Raw genomic sequence first — 23955 nt, forward strand, 5'->3', positions numbered from 1 at the left:
TCTGGATTGCTTCGTCGCTTCGCTCCTCGCAATGACGACCCAAGAACTTACGAGCCTAATCGCCAAACCAGGAGGATCGTCCCATGAACATCCGCTCCAATCCCGACACCACCCTGCCCGCTGTCACCACCGGCGCACTGCCGTCGTCGCGAAAGTTCTACGCGATACCGGATAGCGCACCGGACCTGCGCGTGCCTTTGCGCGAGATCATTTTGTCCGAAGGCGCCGGCGAGCCAAACTTGCCGGTCTACGACACGTCGGGCCCTTACACCGATCCGAACGTGCTGATCGACGTCAACAACGGCCTGTCGCGCGCCCGCATCGAGTGGGTGAAAGAACGCGGCGGTGTCGAGGAATATGAAGGCCGCGACATCAAGCCGGAAGACAACGGCAATGTCGGCGCCAAGCATGCCGCCGCCGCTTTCAAGGCGCATCACAAGCCGCTGCGCGGTGTCGGTGATCACATGATCACCCAGCTTGAATTCGCCCGCGCCGGGATCATCACCAAGGAGATGATCTACGTCGCCGAGCGTGAAAATCTCGGCCGCAAGCAGCAGCTCGAGCGCGCCGAAGCCGCGCGTGCCGATGGCGAGAGCTTCGGCGCCGAAGTGCCGCTGTTCATCACGCCGGAATTCGTGCGCAGCGAGATCGCGCGCGGCCGCGCGATCATCCCCTGCAACATCAACCACGCCGAACTCGAGCCGATGATCATCGGCCGCAACTTCCTCACCAAGATCAATGCCAATATCGGCAACTCCGCCGTGACGTCGTCGGTGGAGGAAGAAGTCGACAAGATGGTGTGGGCGATCCGCTGGGGCGCCGACACCGTGATGGACCTCTCCACCGGCCGCAACATCCACACCACCCGCGAATGGATCATGCGCAATGCGCCGATCCCGATCGGCACCGTGCCGATCTACCAGGCGCTGGAAAAGTGCGATGGCGACCCGGTCAAGCTGACCTGGGAGCTGTACAAGGACACGCTGATAGAGCAGTGCGAACAGGGCGTGGACTATTTCACCATCCATGCCGGCGTGCGGCTGCAATATATCCACCTCACCGCCAACCGCGTCACCGGCATCGTGTCGCGCGGCGGCTCGATCATGGCCAAGTGGTGCCTGGCGCATCACCAGGAGAGCTTCCTCTACACCCACTTCGACGAGATCTGCGACATCATGCGCAAGTATGACGTCTCGTTCTCGCTGGGCGACGGCCTGCGGCCGGGCTCCATTGCCGACGCCAATGACCGTGCGCAATTCGCCGAACTGGAGACGCTGGGCGAACTCACGCAGATCGCCTGGAAGAAGGGCTGTCAGGTCATGATCGAAGGCCCCGGCCATGTGCCGCTGCACAAGATCAAGATCAACATGGACAAGCAGCTCAAGGAATGCGGCGAAGCCCCGTTCTATACGCTCGGGCCACTGACCACCGACATCGCGCCGGGCTACGATCACATCACTTCGGGCATCGGTGCGGCCATGATCGGCTGGTTCGGCTGCTCCATGCTCTGCTATGTCACGCCGAAGGAGCATCTCGGCCTGCCCAATCGCGACGACGTCAAGGTCGGCGTGATCACCTACAAGATCTCGGCGCATGCGTCGGATCTCGCCAAGGGTCATCCCGCAGCCCAGCTGCGCGACGACGCGCTCTCCCGCGCCCGCTTCGATTTCCGCTGGCAGGATCAGTTCAATCTCGGCCTCGATCCGGAAACGGCCGTCGCCTATCACGACGAGACGCTGCCCAAGGAAGCCCACAAGGTCGCGCATTTCTGCTCGATGTGCGGACCGAAGTTCTGCTCGATGAAGATCACGCAGGACGTGCGCGACTACGCAGCGACGCTCGGCGACAACGAGAAGGCCGCGCTGTCTCTTGGCGGCAAAGCGAGCATGGGCATGTCGATGAGTGGCGTGATCGAGGACGGCATGGCCAGCATGAGCCAGAAGTTCAAGGACATGGGCGAACAGGTCTATGTGCAGGCGCAGGCGGTGAAGGACAGCAACAAGGCGCTGTAAGCATTCTAAGCTGATGATTGCGAAGGGCGGGTCGCGCAAGCAACCCGCCCTTTTGCTTTGGTCGAACGTCACAGGCGCATCACACGTGAACCCATAAGGTGGATCACGCAACTAATGGAGCGAAGACGGCATAGCGCCATGCGCGGTCCTCTCTGGCTGTGCTCGCGCGCCTCCCCTATCGTTGCCGCCGTACCAAAGCATAGCTCGGCGCTGGAGACCTGATCGATGATTTCTTTTCGCGCATTCGTTGTTGCTGCCGGTGCAGCGCTCGCACTGACCTCGGCGAACACCACGCCCGCCACGGCACAATCCTCCACGGCGACCGAAAAGCTCAATGCCTATGTCGGCTGCATCAACCGGCTGTCGTCACGCGCCTATGACTCGCAGGCGCGCTATTTCAGCTGGGCGCCGAAATCCGGGCCGACCGGCAAGGAGCGCATCATCTATGGGCTCTATACGATCTACGACACTGACGACTGCAAGAAGAGCGTCGAAAGCGCCAATGCGCTGGAGCCGCGCGATGCGACGCTGGAAGAAGCCGCCTCCGCCTATGTCAGCGCCGTGACGACGCTGGGCCCGCTGCTGAAGGACGCGGACGATTACTACACGCAGGAGAACTACAAGGACGACAAGATGGCCAAGGGCCGTGCCCTGCATCCAAAACTCGTCGCTGCCTGGGATGCGTTCTCCGCCGCCGACAAGTCGCTCCGCGCCGGCGTCGATGCCATCAATGACAAGCGCAAGCTGGAAGCGCTCAAGGAAATCGAGGCCAAGGAAGGCAAGAAGACGCGCTATTATGTCGAAGTGATCATGATCGACGCCAAGCGCGTGCTGCGCCTGCAGGACACCGGCAAGCCGGATATCGATGCGATCACCAAGGCGGTGGCCGATCTCGAGACCAGCGTGAAGGGTTTCGAGGAAACGAACGCGGCCGATGGCGGCAAGGTGTCGTCCTTTTTCACCAGCAATGCGAAATCGGTGCTGGTGACATCGAAGCAGCTGATGCGCCGCATTCGCGACAAGGTGCCCTATTCGCAGGGCGAGAAGATGATGATGCAGCCCGGCAGCGGCTGGATGGTCGAAGGCTCACCGGCGCGTCTGCTGCGCGACTACAACCAGCTGGTGGAGTCCTATAACAGCATCGCCAAGTTCGGGCGGTAGCTCACGACGGTCCCGTTAACCTTTCGTTAACCAAACGCGCCCACCCTGTCGGCACGGCTGGGGGGCTGTTTGTCTCGATGTATCGCCTTGCGCTCGCAAGACGTGCGTTGATCGGGAGGATGCCGATGTCCCAAAGCTTCACCAGCGACGATTATTCCGCGCGTGAATTTTCCGACGGTTCAGACGACACCTGCGATGGCGGCTTCGATGCCGACGCGATGGTGCCGGCCTCCGAGCCGAGCGAAGTCGTGCCGATGCTGGTCGGCGCCACCGTCGAGGAAGTCGAACGCGAATTGATGCTGCAGACCCTGGCGCGCTGCGACGGCAACCGCACGCATGCGGCGCGCGTGCTCGGCGTCTCCGTCCGCACCATGCGCAACAAGATCAAGCAATATTCGGCGGATGGCATCGAGGTGCCGGCGAGCAGCTAGTGCTCCGGCAAGCGCCCACGTACGATGCAGCCGCGCATCAGCCAGTACCAGCCACAGCCCGCGCAAGCGCCGCAGATGGCAAGCAACGCCGCGTTGGAAATGCTGTAGGCGCCGCTCCACCAGAACATGCCGAGCGCCCAGAAGACGCCGAACAATAGTGATGCGAGTTTCAACCGCGTGGACGGCAGCATGGCCTGTCTCCCTGTGAGCCGCCCCTTTGACGCAGGCAGAACGATTTGGGTTCGCATGACAGCGGCGATGCGTTTCTCGACAACCCGGCAGGCTCTGCTATCCTCCGGCCATGAATTCCAAGGTCCGCATCGAGATCGACGCCGAAACGGCGGAACAACTGAACGCGCAGGCTGAGGCGCGCGGCATCAGCGTCTCCGATCTGGTCGCCGAACTGGTGGGCGGCGACATGCTGCTGGCGCCCGATCTGGACGCCATGCGCGCGGCCGGCGAGGGCGCGTGGTCCAAGGAAGCCCTCGCGGAAGATGCCCGCATCATCGCCGAGGTTGAGCGAACGCGCGAAGCGGTGCCTTGGGAAGACGTCAAAACCTGGATGGAAAGCTGGGGCACGGCGAAGGAGTTGCCGCCTCCAAAGCCGCGCAAAGTCTAGACGATGACGATCCGTCTTTCGCGTGCTGCTCTGGCAGATCTCGAAAGATTGCAGTCGTTTCTTGCCGATCGAAATGCGAACGCCGCGCAGCGAGCGATCTTTGAGATTATCCGCGGCATCGATTCACTGACCTCATTTCCAGGACGTGGCACGCCAGCGGGACATGCCGGCTTGCGTGATCTTTGGGTACCGTTCGGGCGATCAGCCTATTTGATCCGCTTCAGCCATAATGCGGTCACCGGCGAGACGACCATTGCTCGCATCTGGCATGCCCGCGAAGCGCGACCATAGATGGCGATCCCGACGTCCCGCAGAATTGCTGCCGTCATCCTTCCCCTGTTAAAAGCGCCACAATTGGAATCACGAACGGAGTACAGAGCGTGACGAAAGAGACGATCAGCCGGGCCGGACAGCGCGGACCACGCGGTGAGCCGGGTGCACCGGGCCCGCAGGGTCATCCCGGCCGTCCCGGCCCCGAAGGCGCACAGGGCAAGCCCGGCATCGTCGGCAAGCCCGGTGCCCCCGGCAAAGCCGGCGCGAAAGGCGCGCGCGGCGATCAGGGGCCTGTCGGCAAGGCCGGTCCGCAGGGGCCGCAAGGCAAGGTCGGCGCTCAGGGGCCACGCGGTGAGCAGGGCCTGCAGGGTAAACCGGGCATCGATGGCAAACCCGGCCTTCAGGGCGAGCAAGGCCCGCGCGGCGAACAGGGTCCGCCCGGCGCGCTGCCGAGCTTCGAGCAGATCGTGCCGTGGCTGCACATGATCTTCGATGCATGGGAAGACCACCGCAAGACGCGCGAGCGCGAGGAAGCCGAACGCGAGGCCGCCTTGCTGCGCGAGCAGCAGGAGATGGCCGAGCGTGTCGCTGCGATGATCGAGGTTGAGACGGCTGCGGGCGAGCCGACCGAAAACGAAGAGCACGACGGCAAGAAAAAGAAGAAGCGGAAGAAGAAGGACGACTGAGGTCCTTCGCATCGACGTCAATCACGACGACTGTCATCGCCCGCCCTGGCGCGCAATTGCGCGCTTGGAGCGGGCGATCCAGTAAACAAAAAAGCCGCAGTCTATCACCATGACCGGTGTCTACTGGGTCACCCGGTCAAGCCGGGTGACGACAAATGAGGCGGCAGATATGTCGCTTCACATCGTCCGCTGCGGCGCCGTCTGCAGCAGTTCCTGCAGTTCCTTCTTGTAGAACTTCGCCGAGCCCGTGGTCAGATGCCCGCGCGTCTCGGCGCTCGCCGGGATCAGCAGCAGTTTTGCCTGCTTGATCCGCTTCATCGCGGTGTCCATGAGCCCGGTCTCCGGCGGATTGCGCTCGTCATCTGCGGCGTTGATCGCCAGCACCGACGCTGCGATCCTTTCCAGTGCGGCAGACGCATTGTAATCACGCGATGACTCCCACTGATAGATGAAGTCATTGGCATCCGCGACGAACGGCGCCTTCAGGCGATCATCCACATTCTTGTCGGCAGCTGCCGCAGTCGGCGCCAGTGACTGATAGGCCAGCGTGCCGCCCGCCGTGGCGATGCCGAACATCACCGAGGCATATTTCATCATGCCCGGCTGCGACGTGTAATTGCCGCCTTTGTAGTCGGGATCGGCGCGCACGGTTTCCACCATCATGCGCCGCATCATCCAGTTGCGCGCGCTCATCTCGGTCGGCTGCGCCGCCATCGGCACCAGCGCATCCATCGTATCCGGATATTTGCTGCCCCAGATCCAGGCATGCATGCCGCCCATGGAATTGCCGATCACCAGCCGCAGGTGCTTGATGCCGAGCCCTTCGGTGATCAAGCGATGCTGCGCGTCCACCATGTCGTCGTAATTGTATCTCGGAAATGCGGTGCGCATGCCGTCGGACGGTTTTGACGATTGGCCGTGGCCAATGCCGTCGGGAATGATGATGTAATATTTGCTCGCATCGAGCGGCTGGCCGGCGCCGAACAATTCGCCCGCGAAAGCCGGCGTCAGCATGCTCTGCGCCGAGCCTGCGGTGCCGTGCAGCACCAGCACCGGCTGCCCGCCCGGCGCGCCCACCGTGGTGTAATGCAGCTTCAGTTCCGGCATCACATGGCCGGTGTGGAATTTGAAATCCTTGGCGATCCAGTCGGCTTGTTTCGGCGCGGGATAATCGGCGGCGTGCGCTGCAACCGACCACAGCAAAGCGATGACAACGGCAATGATGGCGCGCGCGTGATGCGGCATGTGGATCCTCCCGGACGACGGCCTCGATCGGACCGCTTGCGCGAATGCTAGCATGGCGCGGGCGTAAGCCAAGATGCGGAGCACGCGCCCGACCGTCTTGCGGTGCAGCGATCTCCGGTGGATGGCCTATCATTTGAGCAGGCGCTGTCGCCCTAGCTCGGGCTTAATCATCATCACAATCCGAGTCGCCGGGACTGTTCGCGGCATAGCCGCTCCGGCTCAACCGATGTGAGGTTCGCATGCGGTCTGGAATGCGGTTTGCTCTTTTCGCGATGGCCATGTCTCTTGCTCCGACCGCGCATGCGGTGGATCGCGGTCAGTTCGGCGATGTCCCGGACCATATCCGCAACTGGTTCAAGAGCGTCGTCAGCCCCACGGGCGTACCGTGTTGCGATATGTCCGATGGGCATCGCACCGAATATGACGTGCGCCACGGCGCCTACTGGGTTCCCATTGAAGGCGTCTGGATGGAAGTACCGGGACATGCGGTGATCCGCGATCGCGGCAATCCCGTCGGCGAGGCGGTGGTGTGGTATGTTCGCCGTGGCGACGGCATCGTCATCAGCTGTTTCGTCCCGGCAGATGCGGTATGATCGCAGCGTGCGAGTCCGCATGAGAGAAAGCACCATGGCAGAAGTCACCTACAAGATCGTCGAGCATGATGGCGGCTGGGCCTACAAGGTCGGCGCCGTGTTCTCCGAGCCCTATCCGACGCGCGAGCGCGCCCTCGCCGCTGCGCGCCGCGCTGCTGCCGAACAGCGCACGCCCGGCCGCACCGAAGTGATTTCCTACGAAGACGAGAACGGCCAATGGCACGAAGAAACGGCGCCCGGCTCTGACCGCCCGAATACGGTGATCGTCGATAAATCGTGACAGGCGAGACGACGTCCCACGCGACGCCACAACAAACGACGCGCGTAGTCATGCGATGGGTGCTTGCGGCCTTCTACTCTGCCGCAGGCATCGCGCATCTGTGGGTGCCGGAGACATTGCTGCTGATCACCCCGGCCTGGGTGCCGTTTCCACGCGAGGTGATCCTCGCCACCGGCGTCTTTGAGATCGCGGCCTCGGTCGCGCTGGTGTCGCGCTCGGGGCTGCGCTGGTGGGCTGGCCTTGCCATGGCGCTGTATGCCCTCTGCGTGTGGCCGGCCAATATCAAACATGCCCTCGACGGCATCGAGATGCCCGTGATCGGCAATAGCTGGTGGTATCACGGACCACGACTGGCGTTTCAGCCGGTGATCATCTGGTGGGCACTGTTTTGCGCCGGGGTGATCGATTGGCCATGGCGGATAGCCAAACGAGCGTCGCGCTAGCTTTGCGGCGCCGGTCCCGCGTGTTATTTTGCGCTGCAAATTCGCTGGAGAATGACCGTGACCGATGTGACCGCCGAAAAGCTGCGCGACATCTATCCCACCCCGCATCCGCGCGTGATCGCGAAGGCGCGGCCGACGCTGGATGTGCATTCGAGCAAGTTCATTTCGCTGTCGCCCTTCTGCGTGCTCGCCTCGTCCGGGCCCGATGGCACCGTCGATGCCTCGCCGCGCGGTGGCGGCGTCGGCTTCGTGCAGATCGCATCGGACACCGAATTGCGCCTGCCCGACCGCCCCGGCAATAACCGCATCGACACGTTCCAGAACGTGCTCAACGGCAGCGGGCACGTGCAGCTGATCTTCTTCGTGCCGGGTATCGACGATACGCTGCGTGTCAGCGGCGTCGCGACGCTGTCGAAAGATCCGGAGCTGATGGCCACGATGGAGGAATTCGGCAAGCCACCACGCGCCGTGCTCTGCATCAAGGTGACGGAGGCTTACTTCCATTGCGGCAAGGCGCTGATGCGCTCGAAACTGTGGTCACCCGAGGTACAGGTGAAGCGCGACGTGATGCCGTCGATTTCGGAGATCGTGTTCGACCAGACCAAGGCTGTGACCCAGCCCGAGGGCGCACCGATGACCCAGGGCGAAATCGAAGTGGCCTATCGCAAGAATTTGTAAACGACAGCTGCCGCAGGCGACGCCACAACCAACCTTGCTAAAAGCACCCTAAGGTTGCATATTTGATGCTCTTGGGGGAGAGCGTTGTGCGTGGCGTCGCGTCGATTTGCATGGTCGTGGCTGCGGGATTCACGCTTTGCGGCTGTTTGCGCGATCCCTTTGTGACCGAGCTGGGCGAGACGCGGGTCCACGACTGGTGGATCACTCATCAGCCTGACCGCGTCTCCGGCGCCGAGCTGCCAAGCGCCTTCGTCTATGCCGAGGCCTCGAACAGCAACCTCGAATATCCCAGGGTCTCGTCGCTGCTGCTCACATGCATGGAGCGCAAGGAGCCGCTGATCCGCTTCGCGTTCGATTTCAAGATCGGCACCGGCCGCAACACGGTGCTGGGCTATCGATTCGACGACTTGCCCGGACATCAGGACGTCGCCGTTCGCGTCCTGCGCAACAACAGGATCATCGTTATCGAGGATCGCGAGACGATCGCCCGTTTCGTGGCGGAGCTGGAAAAATCAGCGGTGCTGTATGTGAGGATCAGATCGATCGACGGCGGGCGCACCGCGGTCGAATATCCCGTTGCCGGCGCATGGACGGCGATCCGGGCGGCATTCGCGAATTGCGACATGCCGGCACCGCCCCAGCTTGATCCGGGGCGGGCCAGGTTGCCCGGCATCTATTGAGACGCCGGGCAGCGTGAGTTTTAGTGTTCGCCCTCGAGGCCACCCATGTGCTTCTGGGTGTAGAGCTCGATGCCGATGCGCTCGATGAGGTCGAGCTGGGTTTCGAGGAAATCGATGTGACCTTCCTCGTCCTTCATCAGGGCTTCGAACAGATCCTTCGAGACGTAATCACCGACGCTGCGGCAGTAGGTGGCCGCTTCCTGGTACAGCGTGCGGGCGCCGATTTCGGCGGCCAGATCGCATTCGATGATTTCCTTAACGTTCTGGCCGATCTTCAACGGATCGAGCACCTGCATGTTCGGGAACCCATCCAGGAACAGGATGCGGTCGGTGAAGCGGTCGGCATGGACCATCTCTTCGATGGACTCCTTGCGCCACATCTTGGCCATGTCGAGCAGGCCCCAGTGGTTCAGCAGGCGGAAATGCAGCCAATACTGGCTGATCGCGGTCAGCTCACTGCGCAGACCCTTGTTGAGAAATTCGATGACCTTCGGGTCGCCCTTCATGATGCTCTCCTATTGCCGGGCCCAACCAAAACGGCCCGAAATCCAATTTAGAACTCTTCTAAATCAGATTGAGACGGAGAACAACCCTTCTCTCACCGGCTCGAACAGAAACGGTGGAGATTTCAAATTTCAGATAAAACAGAAAGACTTAGGCAGCAACCCCAACGGCGGCCGAAGCGTGCATCTCCACCGGAGCCGGCACATCGAGATCGGCAACAGCTGCATGAGCGGCTGTGTGCGGGCATCCGGAGCAGCAGGATTTGGCGCAGGCGCCGAGCGCTTCGTCCATGATCTTCTTGATGGTGCGCACGCAGCGTCCGCATTGGGCGCTGCAGCCCAGGCAACCATAGACCTGCCCCGGCGTCCGTGGCGGCTGGGCCCCGGAGACAGCCTTGCGGATGTCATGGTCGGTGAAGACGTTGCAGGAACAGACGATCATCAGGTGAAAGCACGCTCGCAGGTCGGTACCCCTGTTGGATAGGGAAGCGGCCTGCCGGATGCAAAGCTAAAACGCGCAACTTCAAACTATTCCAAACTACTGATCTGGCTGCATTATTCTGGAATGAATCTAAACGACGCAGAACCCCGCCCCATTTGCCCTGCACGGGTAAAATGCGACCGGTCCGGACAAGATCGCATTGAACCGGCTTGCCTGACAGCGCGTCCAATTGTTGCCGGCAACGAATTTGCGACCAAATCAGCGCGGTTCCGTTCATTGATCATTCAAGTCGGATGTGAAACTTTTGGTCGCCTGCCCCGCTATTTGATGCGGACATAACGTGATGAGGTGATGCCATGAAGAAGACCCTGATGGCCCTTGCCGCCGTAGCCACCCTGGCCGTGACAGCCGCGCCGACGACTGCGAGCGCGCAGCACTGGCGCCATGGCGGTGGCGGAGCGGGCGTTGCCGCCGGCCTGATCGGCGGTGCCCTGCTCGGCGGCGCGATCGCCGCGGGCTCGGGTTACTATGGCCCCGGTTACGGCTATTATGGCGGCCCGGCCTATGTCGCCGGCCCCGGTTATTATGGCGATTGCTACTGGCAGCGTCAGCGCTTCTGGGATGGCTATGGCTGGCGCTTCCGCCGCGTTCGTGTTTGCGGCTAAGTCTGAGAGATTCGACTGCACACCGGACCAGATTGATTCCGATGTGCATGACTTGAAGTGGCGCGAAAAAACCGCTTTTTCGCGTCACTGCTTGGCGAGTGTTTACGCCGGGTTGACGGTTGGGCGCTTGAAGTAGCCGTCAGTTCGAATCCGCGTGAGAACCTTTAAACGCGTCGCTTGCGGCGCCCTTGTGGGAGAGACTTGATATGAAGAAGACAGTTTCCGCTCTGGTTGCCGCCGCGACGGTTGCGGCTTCGCTGATCGCCGTGGCACCCGCTGCCAAGGCTGACGGCGGCCGTATCGCTGCTGGCGTTGCCGGTGGCCTGATCGGCGGCGCGCTGCTCGGCGGCGCCATCGCTGCCAGCCGTCCGGCTCCGGTTTACGGTGGCTACGGCTATGCCCCGGCCCCGGTTTATGTCGAGCCGGCCTGCCGCGTCGTCCGCCAGCGCGTCTGGGACGACTATCGTGGCGTCTGGCGCTACCGCCCGGTCGAGGTTTGCGATTAATCGCAGGCGACCTCACGGTCCGATATCAAAAGCCCGGCCTTCGCGGCCGGGCTTTTCTTTTGGGAGATAGCTTTATCGTGCGTTCATCGCGCGCAAGACCTCGTCGCTCGGCCAGCAGTCGAGCTTGAGCCTTGCAGACTTCTGAAACGCGCCAACCGCCGCACGCGTTTTCATGCCGGCTTTGCCGTCCACCTTGTCGCTGTAAAGTCCGAGCGAAGTCAGATGGCGCTGCATCGCTTCCACATCGGTACTGCGGAGTTGTCTGGTCGCGGCCCAAGGCGTTGCGAATGGCTGACCATTGGCAATGCGATCTGCGACGTGACCGACGAACAGCACATAGAGATCGGAGAAATTGTATTCCTTGATCACGAAGTAGTTCTTCGTGGTGAGGAAGGCCGGACCATAGGTGCCCTCGGGCTGCAGCAACGAGGCCGGTTGCGCCTGTTCGGCGGCGCTCACGCGCTCGCCGCGCACTGGCGCAAAGCCCGCGCGCATCCACTCGCCGATCGGCCGCGTCACTTCGGGCACGCCCATGGTGCAATCGGCATTCGCCGGCGCGCGCACCTCATAGGCCCAGCGCAATCCGCGCTGCCACCCCTTGTTCACCAGTTGCCGTGCCGCCGAGGCCAACGCATCCGGCACCGATTTCCAGATGTCGACCTTGCCGTCGCCGTCGAAATCGACGCCGTGCTTTTCGAGTTCGGCCGGCAGGAACTGCGTGAGGCCGGTGGCACCACCCCATGACACGCGTAGATCCTGGCGGGAGACAACGCCACTCTGGATCAGTTTGAGCGCAGCAATGAACTCGCCGCGATACTGCTCCTTGCGGCGCCCGACATAGGCCTGCGTCGCGAGTGTGCGGATGCCGTCATAGGGCAGCCGATGGCGGCCATAGTCGGTCTCGCGGCCCCAGATCGCCAGGATGATGGTGCCGGGCACCCCGGTCTGCTGCTCGATCGCCTGCAGCGTCTTGCGATGCTGATCATAGAGACGCCGCCCCTCGGCCGCGAGCCGAGCGATGCTGGCTTCCTTCAGATAGTCCGCCGGCACCTGCACGAACTCCGCCTGTGACGGCGCGCCTGTGGCGGGACGGCCGGGCAGAAGCAGATCGGGGAGTTTGTAGTCGGGCTCGAGGCCGCGTGTCGCGTCGTCAAAAGTCTTGCGCGACACCCCTGCCTTTTGAGCTTCGGGCCAGAGCGACGAGACAAAGCTGGTAAAGGCCGGGTCGGCTGCAGAGGCGGCCTCCGAGATGGGCAGAACGAACGCAATCAATACGCTGCAAAGCAGCGATCGCCATGCCGTTCGCCTGCCCCGCCCCGTCAATGCGCGCTCGTTCCGTGATCGGCCTTGTGTCCATGCCGGCCGTGGCCATTGGCGTGCGCTTCAGCGCTGTTCGACAATTTGTCGACATAGGCGATGCCCACGGCAGAGAGGATGAACACGATATGGATGATCGTCTGCCACATCACGCCCGCCTCGGTGTAGTTCGTCGTCCGGGCCGTGGTCGAGCCGAGATTGCCGGCCTCGATGAAGGTGCGCAGCAGATGAATCGAGGAGATGCCGATGATGGCCATCGCCAGCTTGATCTTCAGCACGCTGGCATTGACGTGGCTGAGCCATTCCGGCTCGTCCGGATGGCCGTTCAGATTGAGCCGCGACACGAAGGTCTCGTAGCCACCGACGATCACCATCACCAGCAGGTTGGAGATCATCACCACGTCGATCAGACCCAGCACCACGAGCATGATCTGCTGTTCGCTGAAGTCGAAGGAATGCGTAATGAGGTGCCAGAGCTCCTTCAGGAACAGCACGACATAGACGCATTGCGCGACGATCAGTCCGATATAGAGCGGCAATTGCAACCAGCGTGATCCGAAGATCAGCGCCGGAACTGGTCGCATCCCTCTCCGCAATCCCTTGGGTGGCAACGGCGTTTCAGGCGTCATGGACATGCGGGAGGTCTCGTTATGAGAGAATCTTGAGGGCGGTTTGCAATGCGGGCTTATATCGGGTGGTTCCGGACGTGATGATGTCCAGCCGCGCGGCAACTGGCCGCATCGACACTACTTCACGGCGACGATGAAGATTCGCGGAAAGCGCAGCAACACCTTCCCATCAGCGTGAGGCAGGTAGGTGGCCGCAATACGCGCCGTGTATTCGGCGAGATAGGCCTTGCGTTCGGGGCCGTCGAGCGGATCAAGGAAGGGGCGCAGGCCCGTGCCCTTCACCCATTCCACGATCGCAGCGGCGTCGGCCAGCGCGTGGTTATAGATCGTGTGCCAGATCTCGACCCGCGAACAGATCGGCTGCAGCGCATCGTAATAGGCGCCCGGCTTTGGCAGCGTGTCGCGAAGCTCGACGGCCTTCGAGAGCTGCTTGCGCCACGGCTCCATGTAAGCGACGTCGCGCATCAGCACATGGGTCGGCTCATCGAGATTGTCGGGCATCTGCACGGCAAGCACGCCACCTGCGGGCAGACCGGTGGCAAGGCGCTTGAGCTGCTTGATGTGATCCGGCACCCACTGGAAAATCGCATTGGCGAACAGCACCTCGCTGCCGGCCGGCGGCACCCAATGGGCCACATTGGCTTCGATGAAAGTCTGCGCCGGCAGCCGCTCGCGCGCCTGGCGGAGCATATCGGCCGACGTATCCACGCCAACCACCGCAGCTTCCGGCCAGCGATTGACCAAAAGCTCGGTGGAATTGCCGGGGCCGCAGCCGATATCGACGACCTTTCGCGCATCGGCCAGCGGCACCTGCGCGAGCAGATCCCGCGCCGGGCGGGTCCGCTCGTCCTCGAATTTCAGATATTGCTGCGCGCTCCAGTCGGCCATCTCGTCGTCTCCCTTTAGCGCGTCAGTTTCTTGTACTTCACGCGATGCGGGATGATGCTGTCCTGGCCGAGCCGGCGCATCTTGTCCTTCTCGTAGTCCTGGAAGTTGCCCTCGAACCATTCGACATGGCTGTCGCCTTCGAAAGCAAGGATGTGCGTGGCGATACGATCGAGGAACCAGCGATCATGGCTGATGATCACGGCGCAACCGGCGAAATCTTCCAGCGCCTCTTCGAGAGCACGCAGCGTATCGACGTCGAGATCGTTGGTCGGTTCGTCGAGCAGCAGGACATTGGCGCCGGACTTCAGCATCTTGGCGAGATGGACGCGGTTGCGTTCACCGCCTGACAACGAGCCGACCTTCTTCTGCTGGTCGCCGCCCTTGAAGTTGAAGGACGAACAGTAGCCGCGCGAATTGACTTCCTTCTTGCCGAGCAGGATCAGCTCGTTCTTGCCGGAAATCTCTTCCCAGACGGTCGCCTTGTCGTCCAGCGCATCGCGCGACTGATCGACATAGCCGAGATGCACGGTGTCACCGACGGTGATGGTGCCGCCGTCCGGCGTCTCCTGCTTGGTGATCATCTTGAACAGCGTCGACTTGCCGGCACCGTTCGGGCCGATGACGCCGACAATGCCGCCGGGCGGCAGCTTGAAGGTGAGATCGTCGATCAGCAGGCGATCGCCGAAGCCTTTGTTGAGATGCTCGAAATCGACCACGTTGTCGCCGAGGCGCTCGGCCACCGGAATGATGATCTGCGCAGCCTGCGTCTGCTTCTCGCTGGCCTGCTTGAGCAGGTCCTCGTAGCGCTGGTAGCGCGCCTTCGATTTCGCCTGACGGGCCTTGGGCGACGAGGCGATCCACTCCTGCTCGCGTTCCAGCGTCTTCTGGTGGGCCGCGTCCTCGCGGCCTTCCTGGGCCAGGCGCTTCTGCTTCTGCACCAGCCAGGACGAGTAGTTGCCTTCGTAAGGAATGCCGCGGCCACGATCGAGCTCGAGGATCCACGAGGTGACGTTGTCGAGGAAGTAGCGATCGTGGGTCACGATCAGGATGGCGCCGGGATAATTGCGCAGATGGCCTTCCAGCCACGACACGGATTCGGCGTCGAGATGGTTGGTCGGTTCGTCGAGCAGTAGCAGTTCAGGTGCGTCGAGCAGCAGCTTGCAGAGTGCCACGCGGCGGCGTTCACCGCCCGACAGCTTGGAAACGTCGGCATCGTCCGGCGGACAGCGCAGCGCGTCCATCGCCTGATCGACCTTGCTGTCGAGATCCCACAGGCCCTGGGCCTCGATCTCGTCCTGCAGCTTGGTCATCTCGTCGGCGGTCTCTTCCGAGTAATTCATCGCCAGTTCGTTGTAGCGATCGAGGATCGCCTTCTGCTTGGCGACGCCGAGCATGACGTTCTCGCGCACCGTCAGCGACGCATCGAGCTGCGGTTCCTGCTCAAGGTAACCAACGCGAGCGCCCTGGGCGACCCAGGCTTCGCCGGTGTATTCCTTGTCGAGGCCCGCCATGATCTTCAGCAAGGTCGATTTACCGGCGCCGTTGACGCCGAGCACGCCGATCTTGGCGTCCGGGTAGAACGACAAATGGACGTTATCCAGCACCTTGCGGGTCGGATAGGCCTTGGTCAGACCCTGCATGAAATAGACGAACTGGCGAGCCATCGTGATCCTTGAATCCGGAGCTTGAGCATGAAAATCGGGTTGCCACCGATGTAGCGGCCATGCCCCCAAAGGGCAACGGGGGGTCTTAAGCAATTGGTAACGCTAGCCTCTGGAGGCTGCCGGATCATGACAATTCGAACCGGTTTTTAATAACTGGCGACCACTGTGGGGACAGGGCGATTCATCACGCCCCTCGCGGCTGGAGCCGCGGGCAGACAGGCGGAGCCCGTCATGGCGACCATTGCATCAGGACCATCATCCGCTCGCGCCGACAAGTCGTCGGCGCAGCCCGGACTGCTGCGCGAGATTCGCGAGTTCTGGCAAACCTTCTTCGTCGCGGCATTTAACCCGTACCATCCGGAACAGCACTATATGCGCGGTCCCGGCCCGGCCTGCCGTGCCAAGGAAACGTCACCCACCTCACATTAAGCTGATCGCGCCGGAATTGCCGGCCACGGCGCTTGCACGCACGCGCGCGTCGCGCGATGTCTCCATCCCCTGACGGCGCTCGGCGGCCGTCCCCTGACCGGATGGACCGACCTCATGACGCAGCTGCGCTGTGCAATCCTCGACGACTATCAGAATGTCGCTCTTAAGATGGCCGACTGGTCCGCGCTCGGCGACCAGATCGACGTGACAGTGTTCGACAAGCCCTTCGCATCCGGCGATGAAGCCGCTGCCGCGCTGAAAGATTTCGAGATTGTCTGCGCCATGCGCGAACGCACGCCGTTCCCGCGAACCATGTTTGAGGCGCTGCCGAAGCTGAAACTCCTGATCACTTCGGGCATGCGCAATGCGGCGATCGATATGGTGGCCGCCAAGGAGCGCGGTGTCACCGTGTGTGGCACGGCAATGGTCGGCAATCCGACCGCAGGGCTCACAATCGGATTGATGCTGGAACTGACGCGCAAGATCGGTTTCGAACATGCGCGCATGAAGTCCGGCGAGCCGTGGCAGGTCACGCTCGGCGAGGATGTCGACGGCAAGACGCTCGGGATCGTCGGGCTCGGCAAGCTCGGCACCAAGGTTGCGAAGATTGCGCAGGCACTCGGCATGAAAGTGCTGGGCTGGAGCACCAATCTGACGCCGGAAGCCTGCGCCGAGGCTGGCGTCACCTACGCAACGAAGGAAGAGCTATTCGCGCAATCCGACGTCATCACCATTCATGTGGTGCTGAGCGATCGCTCGCGCGGGCTGGTGTCACGCGACGATCTCGGGCGGATGAAGCCGACGGCGTATCTGATCAATACCGCACGCGGACCGATCGTGGACGAAGCCGCCTTGCTTGACACGCTACAGGCGAAGAAGATCGCCGGCGCTGGCATCGATACCTATTCGCATGAGCCGCTGCCGATCGACAGCCCGTTGCGCACGCTCGACAATGTCGTGATCACGCCGCATCTCGGCTATGTCACGGCTGAGAACTACAAGCGCATTTATGCCGAGACGATCGAAGGGATTGGCGGATTTCTGAAGGGCGAGCCGCTGCGTCCATTGAATTAAACTCTGTCGCGTAGGATGGGTTGAGCGTCTTCGCGAAAACCCATCATTCCGTCGATGCGGCTGGCTCGGCCGATGGGTTATCGCTTCGGCGCTGCGCGCCTTCGCTCAACCCATCCTACGAAGCTTAAACCAAAACGGGCGCGGTGCTTTCGCACCGCGCCCGTTTTGTTTGAAGTCAGTCTGCCGAAATCAGCGCACATTCACCGGCGCTGGTAGCGGCTGGATCGTCGTCGGCTGCGAACCCGGCAGCGGCGCTGCATAGGCGGCGCTCTGGCCCGGCACCGGTGCAGCCGATGCGGTGGTCGCCGGCGGCTTGCCGGGCATCACGACGACACGGGTGCCGACCTTGGTGCGCTCGAACAGATCCGACACGTCGTCATTGAGCATGCCGATGCAGCCTGACGACACCGACTTGCCGATGGTCGACGGCTGGTTGGTGCCGTGGATGCGGTACACGGTCGAGCCGAGATACATCGCACGGGCGCCCATCGGGTTGCCCTCGCCGCCTGCCATGAAGCGCGGCAGATAAGGCTGGCGCTCGATCATTTCGGCCGGCGGATGCCAATCCGGCCACTCAGCCTTGCGGGAAATCTTCTGCACGCCGTTCCAGGTGAAGCCGTCGCGGCCCACGCGGACGCCGTAACGCACGGCGCGGTTGTTACCGAGCACGTAATACAAGTGATAGTTCGGCGTATCGACCACGATGGTGCCGGCCGGCTCCTTGGTGACGAAGCTGACTTCCTGACGGCGCAGATTCGGCGGCAGTTGCACTGGACCAGCATCGGGCTGCTCTTCCGGCGGCAGTGAGGCGACCATCACCGAGCGGCCATTGGCACCCATGTTCTGGCCACCCGGCTGCACGGAGCCGGTCACCGGGGCGCCTTGCGGCGCGCCGTAGTTCTGGCCGCCCACAGCCTCGGGCGGACGAATGCCACCATCGGGAGCGCCACGATCAGAATAGATGACCGGAGGCGGGCCTGCGGGACGGCCGTAGCGCGGATCGTCAGGCGACATCACCGGCCCTTGCGGCAAGGCGCGATCCGAATAGGCCGGCGCGTTGTTGTAGGCCGGCGTATTGGCCGGACGGCCATAGCGCGGATCGTCGGGCGACGTCACAGGAGCCTGTGGCTCCGGACGATAGGAATAGGTCTGGGTATTATTTGCCGGGCGGCCATAGCGCGGATCATCCGGCGACGTCACCGGACCCTGATTGGCATAACCCGGGCTCGACAGCCCACCCTGCGGGCGGCCGTTACGCGACTGCGCGTCATCCTCGTCCAGCGCATCGAAATCGGGCATCGCATCCATGGCGTTGCCGCGCGCATTGGCGGGATAGCCGCCGGGCTGGTAGCCGGGTTCAGCCGGGATCGAATAGCCACTATTCGATGCCGCCGGATAGCCCTGCGCGGCGGCGAGCGAAAGCCCGGCGGCGCTGCTGAGAGCTACGGTCGCGAACGTCGTCAGAAAACGCTTGATCATCATTGCCCTTGTCGAAGCTTCGAGCAGTAAGTCGGGTTGAAAGGTCAGATCGCGCAGGATCACGGCGCATTCAAGACAAATCCGGGAAAAAGCCCCGCATTTCCGTCACATTCGCACGATTGCCCGCAGGCGTGGCCAACATGCCGCAGCTGATGAGCCTTAACGCCGCAGTAAGCACGCTTCGTTTCTGCCCTGCATCTTTTAACAAACGGTTCGCAAGACGCTGCGGTATGTTCGATCAGCCCTGATTCGCATTGTCATTCGGGCTGTTTTCTCTGCGTGCTCACCGCGTTCCCCTGGTTCGAAAGCCTTCGCGCATGGCGAAGGCGGAACAGAAGTCATGCTCCCCGGCATTCGTTTCGTGTGCGCCGCTGTCGTCCTCGCGGTCTCCCTGGTCATCTTCGGTATGGGTGCCGCTGCGCTGCTGCGCAGCGCCCACGAGGAATTCGCCAGCCTGCCCAACCGACGCCCGCCGCCGGCGACGGTTTTTAGTCAACAGCCGGACACCGTGCCCTCGCTGGCGATGCTGCGGCTCGAGCCGCGTGCAACCGAGGTCACTGAGCCAGTCACCGCCCCAGCCGTTGAGACCGGCGAGCCTGCACCGCTGGTTGTACAGACCGAAGCTGAGCTACCCCAGGCGCCCACGGCGATCACCACGACAGCCGCGATGCCTGCGGCTGTGCCTGACAAGGCTGCAGTCGTCGAAACACCTCCGGTGACGCCTGGCGAGCCCGCCACGGTCATTGCATCGGCTCCTGTCGACCTGTCGGAGCCAGCGCCCGCCTTGGCAGAATCCACGTCTCCGCCCGCTGCCGAGACCACCGGCAGCATCTCGCTGCCGACCGCGACGATCATGGAGCTGCCGACGGCCACGCTCACCGAAGAGGACACCAAACTGTCGTCGAGCAAGGTGGCCGTGCTCGGTGGCCCGCCGATCGATACCGAACCGGTGCCGCTTCCGAACGCACGCCCGACGGCGGAGACGCCCAAGGCCAAGCCTGCGAAGAAGGTGGTGAAAAAGCCGGCCGCCAAACGGCGAGTGGCTGCACGCGCCGCGCCGGCAGCAGCGCCGGTCGCGCAGCAGCAACAGGATCCGTTCGGGCTGACGCAGCTGCGCTGATCGCTGAGAAAACTTACGCGGGCCCGGTCGCGACCGGCGGGCCGTTCTGCAGACCCCATTCCGACCATGAGCCATCATAGAGCCCGGAGCCGCGCACGCCGAGGCGATACAGCGCCAGCGTGAGCACCGCGGCGGACACGCCGGAGCCGCAAGTGGTCACCACGGGCCTGGCGATATCGAGCCCGGCCGCATCGAATGCTGCCCGCAGCTCATCGATCGGCTTCATGGTGCCGGTCGCAGCATCGAAGAGCAGATTGTAAGGCAGGTTGCGGCTGCCGGGGATGTGGCCGGAGCGCAAGCCGACGCGAGGCTCGGGGACGCTGCCTTCAAAGCGATTGGCGGCGCGGGCATCGATGGTCTGCTCGACGCGGCTGTCGAGATTGGCGACGAGTTGCGCCTTGCTGCGCACATAGGACGGATCGAATGTCGCGGTGAACTTGCCCGGCTGCGGCGTGACCTTGCCGTCGTCGACCAGGCGCCCCTCGGCACGCCATTTCTTCAGCCCGCCATCGAGAATGCGGACATTCAGGTGCCCGAAGGACAGGAACATCCACCACGCACGCGGGGCGGCGACCCAGCCACCGGCATCGTAAAGAACCACAGTGTCATCTGATGAAATGCCGAGCGCGCCGATATCGCGCGCGAACTGGTCTGCGCTCGGATACATATGCGGCAGGTCGATAGAGTGATCGGACACTGCATCGACATCGAAGAACACCGCACCGGGAATATGCGCGGCGAGATAATCGTCGACCGGCAGCGGCAGCACACCGGGCATCTTGAAGGATGCGTCGACGACCTTGACCTTGGGGTCACCGAGATGCGCGGCGAGCCATTCGGTGGAAACGAGCGGATCGGTGATGATTGTCATGCAATGTTCTCTCCCGTCATGGCCGGACTTGTTCAGGCCATCCACGCCTTGCCCAAGGTAAAGACGTGGATGCCCGCGACAAGCCCGGGCACGACGAATGTTCGTGATGCGACTGGTGACTACGCGCCCTTCGGCGCCTTCGGCTCGACCTTCTCCACCGCACCGCCGGCATTGCGCCAGGCGGTGAAGCCGCCGCCGAGATGCGCCACCGGCTTCAGGCCCATATCGGCCGCGGTCTTGGCCGCCAGCGCCGAACGCCAGCCCGACGCACAGTGGAAGATGAACTTCTTGTCTTCCTGGAAGATCGGCTTGCCATAGGGGCTTTCCGGATCGATCCAGAATTCGAGCATGCCGCGGGTGCAGGAGAACGAGCCCGGGATCTTGCCCTCGCGCTCGATCTCGCGGGGATCGCGGATATCGACGATGACCACATCCGGCGACTGCGCGGCCTTGATGACGTCCTCGACGCTCATGGTCTCGATCTGCGCATTGGCCTCGTCGAGCAGCGCCTTGTAGCCGCGGGTGATCGTCTGGGTCATGCCTTCCTCACCAGTTCCTTCATCGCGCCTTCGAGGCCCTCGATGGTCAGCGGATACATGCGCTCGGACAGCAGGCGACGGATGATCGTCGTCGATTCCGAATAATCCCAGTGCCGCTGCGCCACCGGGTTGAGCCACACCGTGTTCGGATAGGTCTGCGTCACGCGCTCCAGCCACACCGAACCGGATTCTTCATTCACATGCTCGACGGAGCCACCGGGCACCATGATCTCATAAGGTGACATCGAGGCGTCGCCGACGAACACGACCTTGTAGTCATGCGCATATTTATGCAGCACGTCCCAGGTCGGCGTGCGATCGGTGAAGCGGCGCTTGTTCTGCTTCCACACGCCCTCATAGAGGCAGTTGTGGAAGTAGAAATACTCCATGTGCTTGAATTCGCTCTTCGCGGCCGAGAACAATTCCTCGACCTGCTCGATATGCGAATCCATCGATCCGCCGATGTCGAAGAACACCAGCACCTTCACCGCATTGCGCCGCTCCGGCCGCATGTGGACATCAAGATAGCCGTGATTGGCGGTTTCGCGGATGGTGGTGTCGAGATCGAGTTCGTCGGCTGAGCCAGTGCGCGCAAACTTGCGGAGACGACGCAGCGCCACCTTGATGTTGCGAATGCCGAGCTCGACATTGCCGTCGAGGTCCTTGAACTCGCGCTTGTCCCAGACCTTGACGGCGCGCTGGTTGCGGCTCTTGTCCTGGCCGATGCGGATGCCTTCGGGGTTATAACCGTTGGCGCCGAAGGGCGAGGTGCCGGCGGTGCCGATCCATTTGTTGCCGCCCTGATGGCGTTCCTTCTGCTCTTCGAGGCGCTTCTTCAGCGTCTCCATGAGCTTGTCCCAGCCCATGGCCTCGATCTGCTTCTTCTCTTCGTCGGTGAGATATTTTTCGGCCAGCTTGCGCAGCCACTCCTCCGGGATCTCCGCCTTCTCCATGGCATCGAGCAGATTCTCGAGCCCCTTGAAGGTCGAGCCGAACACCCGATCGAACTTGTCGAGATTGCGCTCGTCTTTCACCAAAGCGGCGCGGGAGAGATAATAGAAATTCTCCACCGACTGATCCGCCAGATTGGCGTCGAGCGCTTCCATCAGCGTGAGATATTCACGCAGCGTGACCGGAACCTGCGCATCGCGCAGTGACGTGAAAAATTGCAGGAACATGATTGACAGATTGCCCGAGCCCCTGCGTCCGTCAAGGGCGCATGTGGTAGATAGTTGCGTGCCGCCCGCACGCCTGGCCCGCGCCAATCGCCAAATAGCCGAACAAACTCAAAGCACGGGCCGAATTCCGTCAACCGGGATAGTGAAACGGCAAACGCCGAGATTGCAGGTATTTGTTTCAACTCTTCTCGCGGTAGTAACCACATGAGAGAGTGTCACGCCGATAATGGGCGTTCTTAGCTATCGTGTAAGCTCATCGGGCCATGGTGACGGCCCGAATGGTAGTCAACGCATGGCCGCATCGACCTCATATTCTCCAAGCCGGCTCTCGGCACCTGGCGCCATTGTCACGTTGTTCGTGCTGGCGATGAGCGCCTGCGTGCTCGGCCTTGTGCTGTGGAAGACCGTCGATGCCCGGCGTAGCGCGTTGCTGCAGAGCGAGGTCGATATCCGCAATCTCGCTCACTCACTGCAGGAACATGCCACGCATACATTCCAGGCCGCAGATGTCGCCCTGAGCGGCATGGTCGATCTGCTGAAATACCAGAATCCGCGTCCCGATCGGTTCAATCTCTTCCTCGCCAACACGGCAAAATCGCTGCCGCAGATCCGCGAATTCGGCGTGCTCGATACGACGGGCGAATGGCGCTACTCGTCGCTCCCCGAAACACCACGGCACAACAATTACGATCGCGCCTATTTCACCTATCACCGCGACAATAGCGACGCCGGCCTTCGCATCAGCGAGCCTTTGAAATCGCGCATCACCGGGCGGATGACGATCCTGTTGTCAAAGCGCATCAACGATCCGTCCGGCGCATTCAATGGCGTGATCGTAGCCGCAATCGACACGGACTATTTCAGTGATTTTTTCAAGAGCTTCGATCTCGGCGAACAATCGGGAATCAGCCTGATCAGGACCGACGGCATCGTGCTGGCGCATTGGCCATCGATGGATGTCGGTAAGGATCTGTCAGGCACCCAGCTGATCCAGAACCGGCTGAAGGAAAGCCCCCGCGGCTTCTATCGCGTGGCATCGCCCTTCGATGGGCTGACGAAGTATTTTGGTTACGAGAGGAGCGACGTCTATCCGGTCATTGTCACCGTCGCCATTCCCGAGAAGAAGGTGCTGGCAAACTGGCGCGACAATCTGAAGTCCGATGTCGCGGTGGCCGCGGTTCTTCTTTGCAGCGTCATCCTGCTCGCGGCATTGCTGTCCACCCAGTTCCAGTTTCGCATCAACATGGAGAATGCGCTCCGCGAGCGAGAATCGCGCTACCGGCTGCTGGCCGACAATATCGCTGACGTCGTCATCCTGCTCGATCGCACCGGCCATTTTCTCTATGTCTCGCATTCGGTCGAGTTCGTGCTCGGGCTCGACCCGAAGGATCTCATCGGGCGCTCCTGTCTCGAACTGGTGCATCCCGACGATCTCGCCGCCGTACGTGCTGCGAGCGCGCGGCTCACTGACCGCGTGACCACCGAGAATGTCGTGTTCCGCACCTATCGCGACGACAAGTCGATCGCCTGGGTGGAGATCAATTTCAAGC

At 62.3% G+C, this 23955-nt stretch carries 29 protein-coding genes; 17 read left to right on the forward strand and 12 right to left on the reverse strand.

Annotation, left to right across the window (positions count from 1 at the left end; translation table 11 throughout):
• Nucleotides 1-83 precede the first annotated feature (83 nt).
• From thiC to ACIQ2A_RS13635, 3 genes are all read left to right on the forward strand, one after another.
• Nucleotides 84-2012, forward strand: coding sequence for a phosphomethylpyrimidine synthase ThiC (gene thiC / locus ACIQ2A_RS13625; RefSeq protein WP_398479932.1), 1929 nt, complete (start codon nt 84-86; stop codon nt 2010-2012).
• A gap of 225 nt (nt 2013-2237) precedes the next feature.
• Nucleotides 2238-3173 carry a YiiG family protein gene (locus ACIQ2A_RS13630; protein ID WP_398479934.1) on the forward strand — a complete coding sequence of 312 codons (936 nt, stop codon included), beginning with the start codon at nt 2238-2240 and terminating at the stop codon, nt 3171-3173.
• A gap of 218 nt (nt 3174-3391) precedes the next feature.
• Complete coding sequence (locus tag ACIQ2A_RS13635; RefSeq protein ID WP_398479984.1) at nt 3392-3604, forward strand: helix-turn-helix domain-containing protein; 213 nt, start codon at nt 3392-3394, stop codon at nt 3602-3604.
• Here the strand turns inward: ACIQ2A_RS13635 and ACIQ2A_RS13640 are convergent.
• Nucleotides 3601-3795 carry a hypothetical protein gene (locus ACIQ2A_RS13640; RefSeq protein ID WP_398479936.1) on the reverse strand — a complete coding sequence of 65 codons (195 nt, stop codon included), beginning with the start codon at nt 3793-3795 and terminating at the stop codon, nt 3601-3603. The genes ACIQ2A_RS13635 and ACIQ2A_RS13640 overlap by 4 nt on opposite strands.
• Nucleotides 3796-3905: 110 nt before the next feature.
• On the opposite strand from ACIQ2A_RS13640, the gene ACIQ2A_RS13645 reads away from it, so the two are divergent.
• From ACIQ2A_RS13645 to ACIQ2A_RS13655, 3 genes are all read left to right on the forward strand, one after another.
• The gene (locus ACIQ2A_RS13645; protein WP_398479938.1) at nt 3906-4223 is read left to right on the forward strand and encodes a hypothetical protein; all 318 of its coding nucleotides are present in this window, start codon (nt 3906-3908) and stop codon (nt 4221-4223) included.
• Between the two features lie 3 nt (nt 4224-4226).
• Nucleotides 4227-4514 carry a type II toxin-antitoxin system RelE/ParE family toxin gene (locus tag ACIQ2A_RS13650; protein WP_398479940.1) on the forward strand — a complete coding sequence of 96 codons (288 nt, stop codon included), beginning with the start codon at nt 4227-4229 and terminating at the stop codon, nt 4512-4514.
• Nucleotides 4515-4603: 89 nt separating this feature from the next.
• Complete coding sequence (locus tag ACIQ2A_RS13655) at nt 4604-5182, forward strand: collagen-like protein (protein ID WP_398479942.1); 579 nt, start codon at nt 4604-4606, stop codon at nt 5180-5182.
• Nucleotides 5183-5359: 177 nt separating this feature from the next.
• Here ACIQ2A_RS13655 and ACIQ2A_RS13660 read toward each other — a convergent pair whose 3' ends face one another.
• Nucleotides 5360-6427 carry an alpha/beta fold hydrolase gene (locus ACIQ2A_RS13660; RefSeq protein ID WP_398479944.1) on the reverse strand — a complete coding sequence of 356 codons (1068 nt, stop codon included), beginning with the start codon at nt 6425-6427 and terminating at the stop codon, nt 5360-5362.
• A 278-nt stretch (nt 6428-6705) separates the two neighbouring features.
• Between ACIQ2A_RS13660 and ACIQ2A_RS13665 the strand changes: the two genes are divergently transcribed.
• From ACIQ2A_RS13665 to ACIQ2A_RS13685, 5 genes are all read left to right on the forward strand, one after another.
• Nucleotides 6706-7020: a hypothetical protein gene (locus ACIQ2A_RS13665; protein WP_398479946.1), complete on the forward strand. Its 315-nt coding sequence runs from the start codon at nt 6706-6708 to the stop codon at nt 7018-7020.
• A 34-nt stretch (nt 7021-7054) separates the two neighbouring features.
• Nucleotides 7055-7300: a DUF2188 domain-containing protein gene (locus tag ACIQ2A_RS13670; protein WP_398479948.1), complete on the forward strand. Its 246-nt coding sequence runs from the start codon at nt 7055-7057 to the stop codon at nt 7298-7300.
• A 50-nt stretch (nt 7301-7350) separates the two neighbouring features.
• Nucleotides 7351-7743, forward strand: a complete 393-nt coding sequence (locus ACIQ2A_RS13675) for a hypothetical protein (protein ID WP_398479950.1) — start codon at nt 7351-7353, stop codon at nt 7741-7743.
• 57 nt (nt 7744-7800) lie between these two features.
• Nucleotides 7801-8421 (forward strand): MSMEG_1061 family FMN-dependent PPOX-type flavoprotein, encoded by a 621-nt coding sequence (locus ACIQ2A_RS13680; protein ID WP_398479952.1) that lies wholly within the window; start codon nt 7801-7803, stop codon nt 8419-8421.
• A 161-nt stretch (nt 8422-8582) separates the two neighbouring features.
• Complete coding sequence (locus tag ACIQ2A_RS13685; RefSeq protein ID WP_398479954.1) at nt 8583-9101, forward strand: hypothetical protein; 519 nt, start codon at nt 8583-8585, stop codon at nt 9099-9101.
• A 20-nt stretch (nt 9102-9121) separates the two neighbouring features.
• On the opposite strand, the gene bfr is transcribed toward ACIQ2A_RS13685, so the two are convergent.
• Nucleotides 9122-9607 carry a bacterioferritin gene (gene bfr / locus ACIQ2A_RS13690; RefSeq protein ID WP_398470010.1) on the reverse strand — a complete coding sequence of 162 codons (486 nt, stop codon included), beginning with the start codon at nt 9605-9607 and terminating at the stop codon, nt 9122-9124.
• 148 nt (nt 9608-9755) lie between these two features.
• Nucleotides 9756-10046, reverse strand: a complete 291-nt coding sequence (locus tag ACIQ2A_RS13695; RefSeq protein WP_398479956.1) for a bacterioferritin-associated ferredoxin — start codon at nt 10044-10046, stop codon at nt 9756-9758.
• Nucleotides 10047-10402: 356 nt separating this feature from the next.
• Between ACIQ2A_RS13695 and ACIQ2A_RS13700 the strand changes: the two genes are divergently transcribed.
• Nucleotides 10403-10711: a hypothetical protein gene (locus tag ACIQ2A_RS13700; protein WP_398479958.1), complete on the forward strand. Its 309-nt coding sequence runs from the start codon at nt 10403-10405 to the stop codon at nt 10709-10711.
• Nucleotides 10712-10917: 206 nt separating this feature from the next.
• Nucleotides 10918-11217 (forward strand): hypothetical protein, encoded by a 300-nt coding sequence (locus ACIQ2A_RS13705; protein WP_398479960.1) that lies wholly within the window; start codon nt 10918-10920, stop codon nt 11215-11217.
• Nucleotides 11218-11289: 72 nt separating this feature from the next.
• Here ACIQ2A_RS13705 and ACIQ2A_RS13710 read toward each other — a convergent pair whose 3' ends face one another.
• From ACIQ2A_RS13710 to ettA, 4 genes are all read right to left on the reverse strand, one after another.
• Entirely contained in the window at nt 11290-12504 is a 1215-nt protein-coding gene (locus ACIQ2A_RS13710; protein ID WP_398479986.1) for a lytic murein transglycosylase, read from the reverse strand.
• Between the two features lie 32 nt (nt 12505-12536).
• Nucleotides 12537-13169, reverse strand: coding sequence for a TIGR00645 family protein (locus ACIQ2A_RS13715; protein ID WP_398479962.1), 633 nt, complete (start codon nt 13167-13169; stop codon nt 12537-12539).
• 111 nt (nt 13170-13280) lie between these two features.
• Nucleotides 13281-14051 carry a trans-aconitate 2-methyltransferase gene (gene tam, locus ACIQ2A_RS13720; protein ID WP_398479964.1) on the reverse strand — a complete coding sequence of 257 codons (771 nt, stop codon included), beginning with the start codon at nt 14049-14051 and terminating at the stop codon, nt 13281-13283.
• 14 nt (nt 14052-14065) lie between these two features.
• A complete protein-coding gene (gene ettA / locus ACIQ2A_RS13725) occupies nt 14066-15715 on the reverse strand; it encodes an energy-dependent translational throttle protein EttA (RefSeq protein ID WP_398479966.1) in 1650 nt (549 codons plus the stop codon).
• Nucleotides 15716-15946: 231 nt separating this feature from the next.
• Between ettA and ACIQ2A_RS13730 the strand changes: the two genes are divergently transcribed.
• Both ACIQ2A_RS13730 and ACIQ2A_RS13735 read left to right on the forward strand, forming a co-directional pair.
• Entirely contained in the window at nt 15947-16144 is a 198-nt protein-coding gene (locus ACIQ2A_RS13730) for a hypothetical protein (RefSeq protein WP_398479968.1), read from the forward strand.
• Between the two features lie 114 nt (nt 16145-16258).
• Complete coding sequence (locus ACIQ2A_RS13735) at nt 16259-17218, forward strand: D-2-hydroxyacid dehydrogenase family protein (protein ID WP_398479970.1); 960 nt, start codon at nt 16259-16261, stop codon at nt 17216-17218.
• 189 nt (nt 17219-17407) lie between these two features.
• Here ACIQ2A_RS13735 and ACIQ2A_RS13740 read toward each other — a convergent pair whose 3' ends face one another.
• The gene (locus tag ACIQ2A_RS13740) at nt 17408-18700 is read right to left on the reverse strand and encodes a L,D-transpeptidase family protein (protein ID WP_398479972.1); all 1293 of its coding nucleotides are present in this window, start codon (nt 18698-18700) and stop codon (nt 17408-17410) included.
• Between the two features lie 337 nt (nt 18701-19037).
• On the opposite strand from ACIQ2A_RS13740, the gene ACIQ2A_RS13745 reads away from it, so the two are divergent.
• Nucleotides 19038-19817 carry a hypothetical protein gene (locus ACIQ2A_RS13745; RefSeq protein WP_398479974.1) on the forward strand — a complete coding sequence of 260 codons (780 nt, stop codon included), beginning with the start codon at nt 19038-19040 and terminating at the stop codon, nt 19815-19817.
• Nucleotides 19818-19830: 13 nt separating this feature from the next.
• Here ACIQ2A_RS13745 and sseA read toward each other — a convergent pair whose 3' ends face one another.
• The 3 genes from sseA to ACIQ2A_RS13760 form a co-directional block, all read right to left on the reverse strand.
• Nucleotides 19831-20688, reverse strand: a complete 858-nt coding sequence (gene sseA, locus ACIQ2A_RS13750) for a 3-mercaptopyruvate sulfurtransferase (protein ID WP_398479976.1) — start codon at nt 20686-20688, stop codon at nt 19831-19833.
• 119 nt (nt 20689-20807) lie between these two features.
• Entirely contained in the window at nt 20808-21227 is a 420-nt protein-coding gene (locus tag ACIQ2A_RS13755; RefSeq protein WP_398479978.1) for a rhodanese-like domain-containing protein, read from the reverse strand.
• Nucleotides 21224-22405, reverse strand: coding sequence for a VWA domain-containing protein (locus tag ACIQ2A_RS13760; protein ID WP_398479980.1), 1182 nt, complete (start codon nt 22403-22405; stop codon nt 21224-21226). Before ACIQ2A_RS13760 ends, ACIQ2A_RS13755 begins: the two co-directional genes overlap by 4 nt.
• Before the next feature lie 292 nt (nt 22406-22697).
• On the opposite strand from ACIQ2A_RS13760, the gene ACIQ2A_RS13765 reads away from it, so the two are divergent.
• The coding region (locus ACIQ2A_RS13765; RefSeq protein ID WP_398479982.1) for a PAS domain S-box protein at nt 22698-23955 on the forward strand (1258 nt) is incomplete at its 3' end.

It is taken from the genome of Tardiphaga sp. (genome assembly GCF_044336785.1).
Classification (GTDB): domain Bacteria; phylum Pseudomonadota; class Alphaproteobacteria; order Rhizobiales; family Xanthobacteraceae; genus Tardiphaga.

Excerpts from the sequence above, each read along its gene's own strand:
- tam (WP_398479964.1), bottom strand. The coding sequence starts at position 14,051 with ATGGCCGACTGGAGCGCGCAGCAATATCTGAAATTCGAGGACGAGCGG.
- ACIQ2A_RS13665 (WP_398479946.1), top strand. The coding sequence starts at position 6,706 with ATGTCTCTTGCTCCGACCGCGCATGCGGTGGATCGCGGTCAGTTCGGC.
- ACIQ2A_RS13650 (WP_398479940.1), top strand. The coding sequence starts at position 4,227 with ATGACGATCCGTCTTTCGCGTGCTGCTCTGGCAGATCTCGAAAGATTG.
- ACIQ2A_RS13630 (WP_398479934.1), top strand. The coding sequence starts at position 2,238 with ATGATTTCTTTTCGCGCATTCGTTGTTGCTGCCGGTGCAGCGCTCGCA.
- ACIQ2A_RS13645 (WP_398479938.1), top strand. The coding sequence starts at position 3,906 with ATGAATTCCAAGGTCCGCATCGAGATCGACGCCGAAACGGCGGAACAA.
- ACIQ2A_RS13670 (WP_398479948.1), top strand. The coding sequence starts at position 7,055 with ATGGCAGAAGTCACCTACAAGATCGTCGAGCATGATGGCGGCTGGGCC.
- ACIQ2A_RS13730 (WP_398479968.1), top strand. The coding sequence starts at position 15,947 with ATGGCGACCATTGCATCAGGACCATCATCCGCTCGCGCCGACAAGTCG.
- ACIQ2A_RS13745 (WP_398479974.1), top strand. The coding sequence starts at position 19,038 with ATGCTCCCCGGCATTCGTTTCGTGTGCGCCGCTGTCGTCCTCGCGGTC.
- ACIQ2A_RS13695 (WP_398479956.1), bottom strand. The coding sequence starts at position 10,046 with ATGATCGTCTGTTCCTGCAACGTCTTCACCGACCATGACATCCGCAAG.
- bfr (WP_398470010.1), bottom strand. The coding sequence starts at position 9,607 with ATGAAGGGCGACCCGAAGGTCATCGAATTTCTCAACAAGGGTCTGCGC.
- ACIQ2A_RS13760 (WP_398479980.1), bottom strand. The coding sequence starts at position 22,405 with ATGTTCCTGCAATTTTTCACGTCACTGCGCGATGCGCAGGTTCCGGTC.
- ACIQ2A_RS13705 (WP_398479960.1), top strand. The coding sequence starts at position 10,918 with ATGAAGAAGACAGTTTCCGCTCTGGTTGCCGCCGCGACGGTTGCGGCT.
- ACIQ2A_RS13740 (WP_398479972.1), bottom strand. The coding sequence starts at position 18,700 with ATGATGATCAAGCGTTTTCTGACGACGTTCGCGACCGTAGCTCTCAGC.
- ACIQ2A_RS13660 (WP_398479944.1), bottom strand. The coding sequence starts at position 6,427 with ATGCCGCATCACGCGCGCGCCATCATTGCCGTTGTCATCGCTTTGCTG.
- ACIQ2A_RS13755 (WP_398479978.1), bottom strand. The coding sequence starts at position 21,227 with ATGACCCAGACGATCACCCGCGGCTACAAGGCGCTGCTCGACGAGGCC.
- ACIQ2A_RS13715 (WP_398479962.1), bottom strand. The coding sequence starts at position 13,169 with ATGTCCATGACGCCTGAAACGCCGTTGCCACCCAAGGGATTGCGGAGA.
- ACIQ2A_RS13640 (WP_398479936.1), bottom strand. The coding sequence starts at position 3,795 with ATGCTGCCGTCCACGCGGTTGAAACTCGCATCACTATTGTTCGGCGTC.
- sseA (WP_398479976.1), bottom strand. The coding sequence starts at position 20,688 with ATGACAATCATCACCGATCCGCTCGTTTCCACCGAATGGCTCGCCGCG.
- thiC (WP_398479932.1), top strand. The coding sequence starts at position 84 with ATGAACATCCGCTCCAATCCCGACACCACCCTGCCCGCTGTCACCACC.
- ACIQ2A_RS13635 (WP_398479984.1), top strand. The coding sequence starts at position 3,392 with ATGGTGCCGGCCTCCGAGCCGAGCGAAGTCGTGCCGATGCTGGTCGGC.
- ACIQ2A_RS13735 (WP_398479970.1), top strand. The coding sequence starts at position 16,259 with ATGACGCAGCTGCGCTGTGCAATCCTCGACGACTATCAGAATGTCGCT.
- ettA (WP_398479966.1), bottom strand. The coding sequence starts at position 15,715 with ATGGCTCGCCAGTTCGTCTATTTCATGCAGGGTCTGACCAAGGCCTAT.
- ACIQ2A_RS13700 (WP_398479958.1), top strand. The coding sequence starts at position 10,403 with ATGAAGAAGACCCTGATGGCCCTTGCCGCCGTAGCCACCCTGGCCGTG.
- ACIQ2A_RS13675 (WP_398479950.1), top strand. The coding sequence starts at position 7,351 with ATGCGATGGGTGCTTGCGGCCTTCTACTCTGCCGCAGGCATCGCGCAT.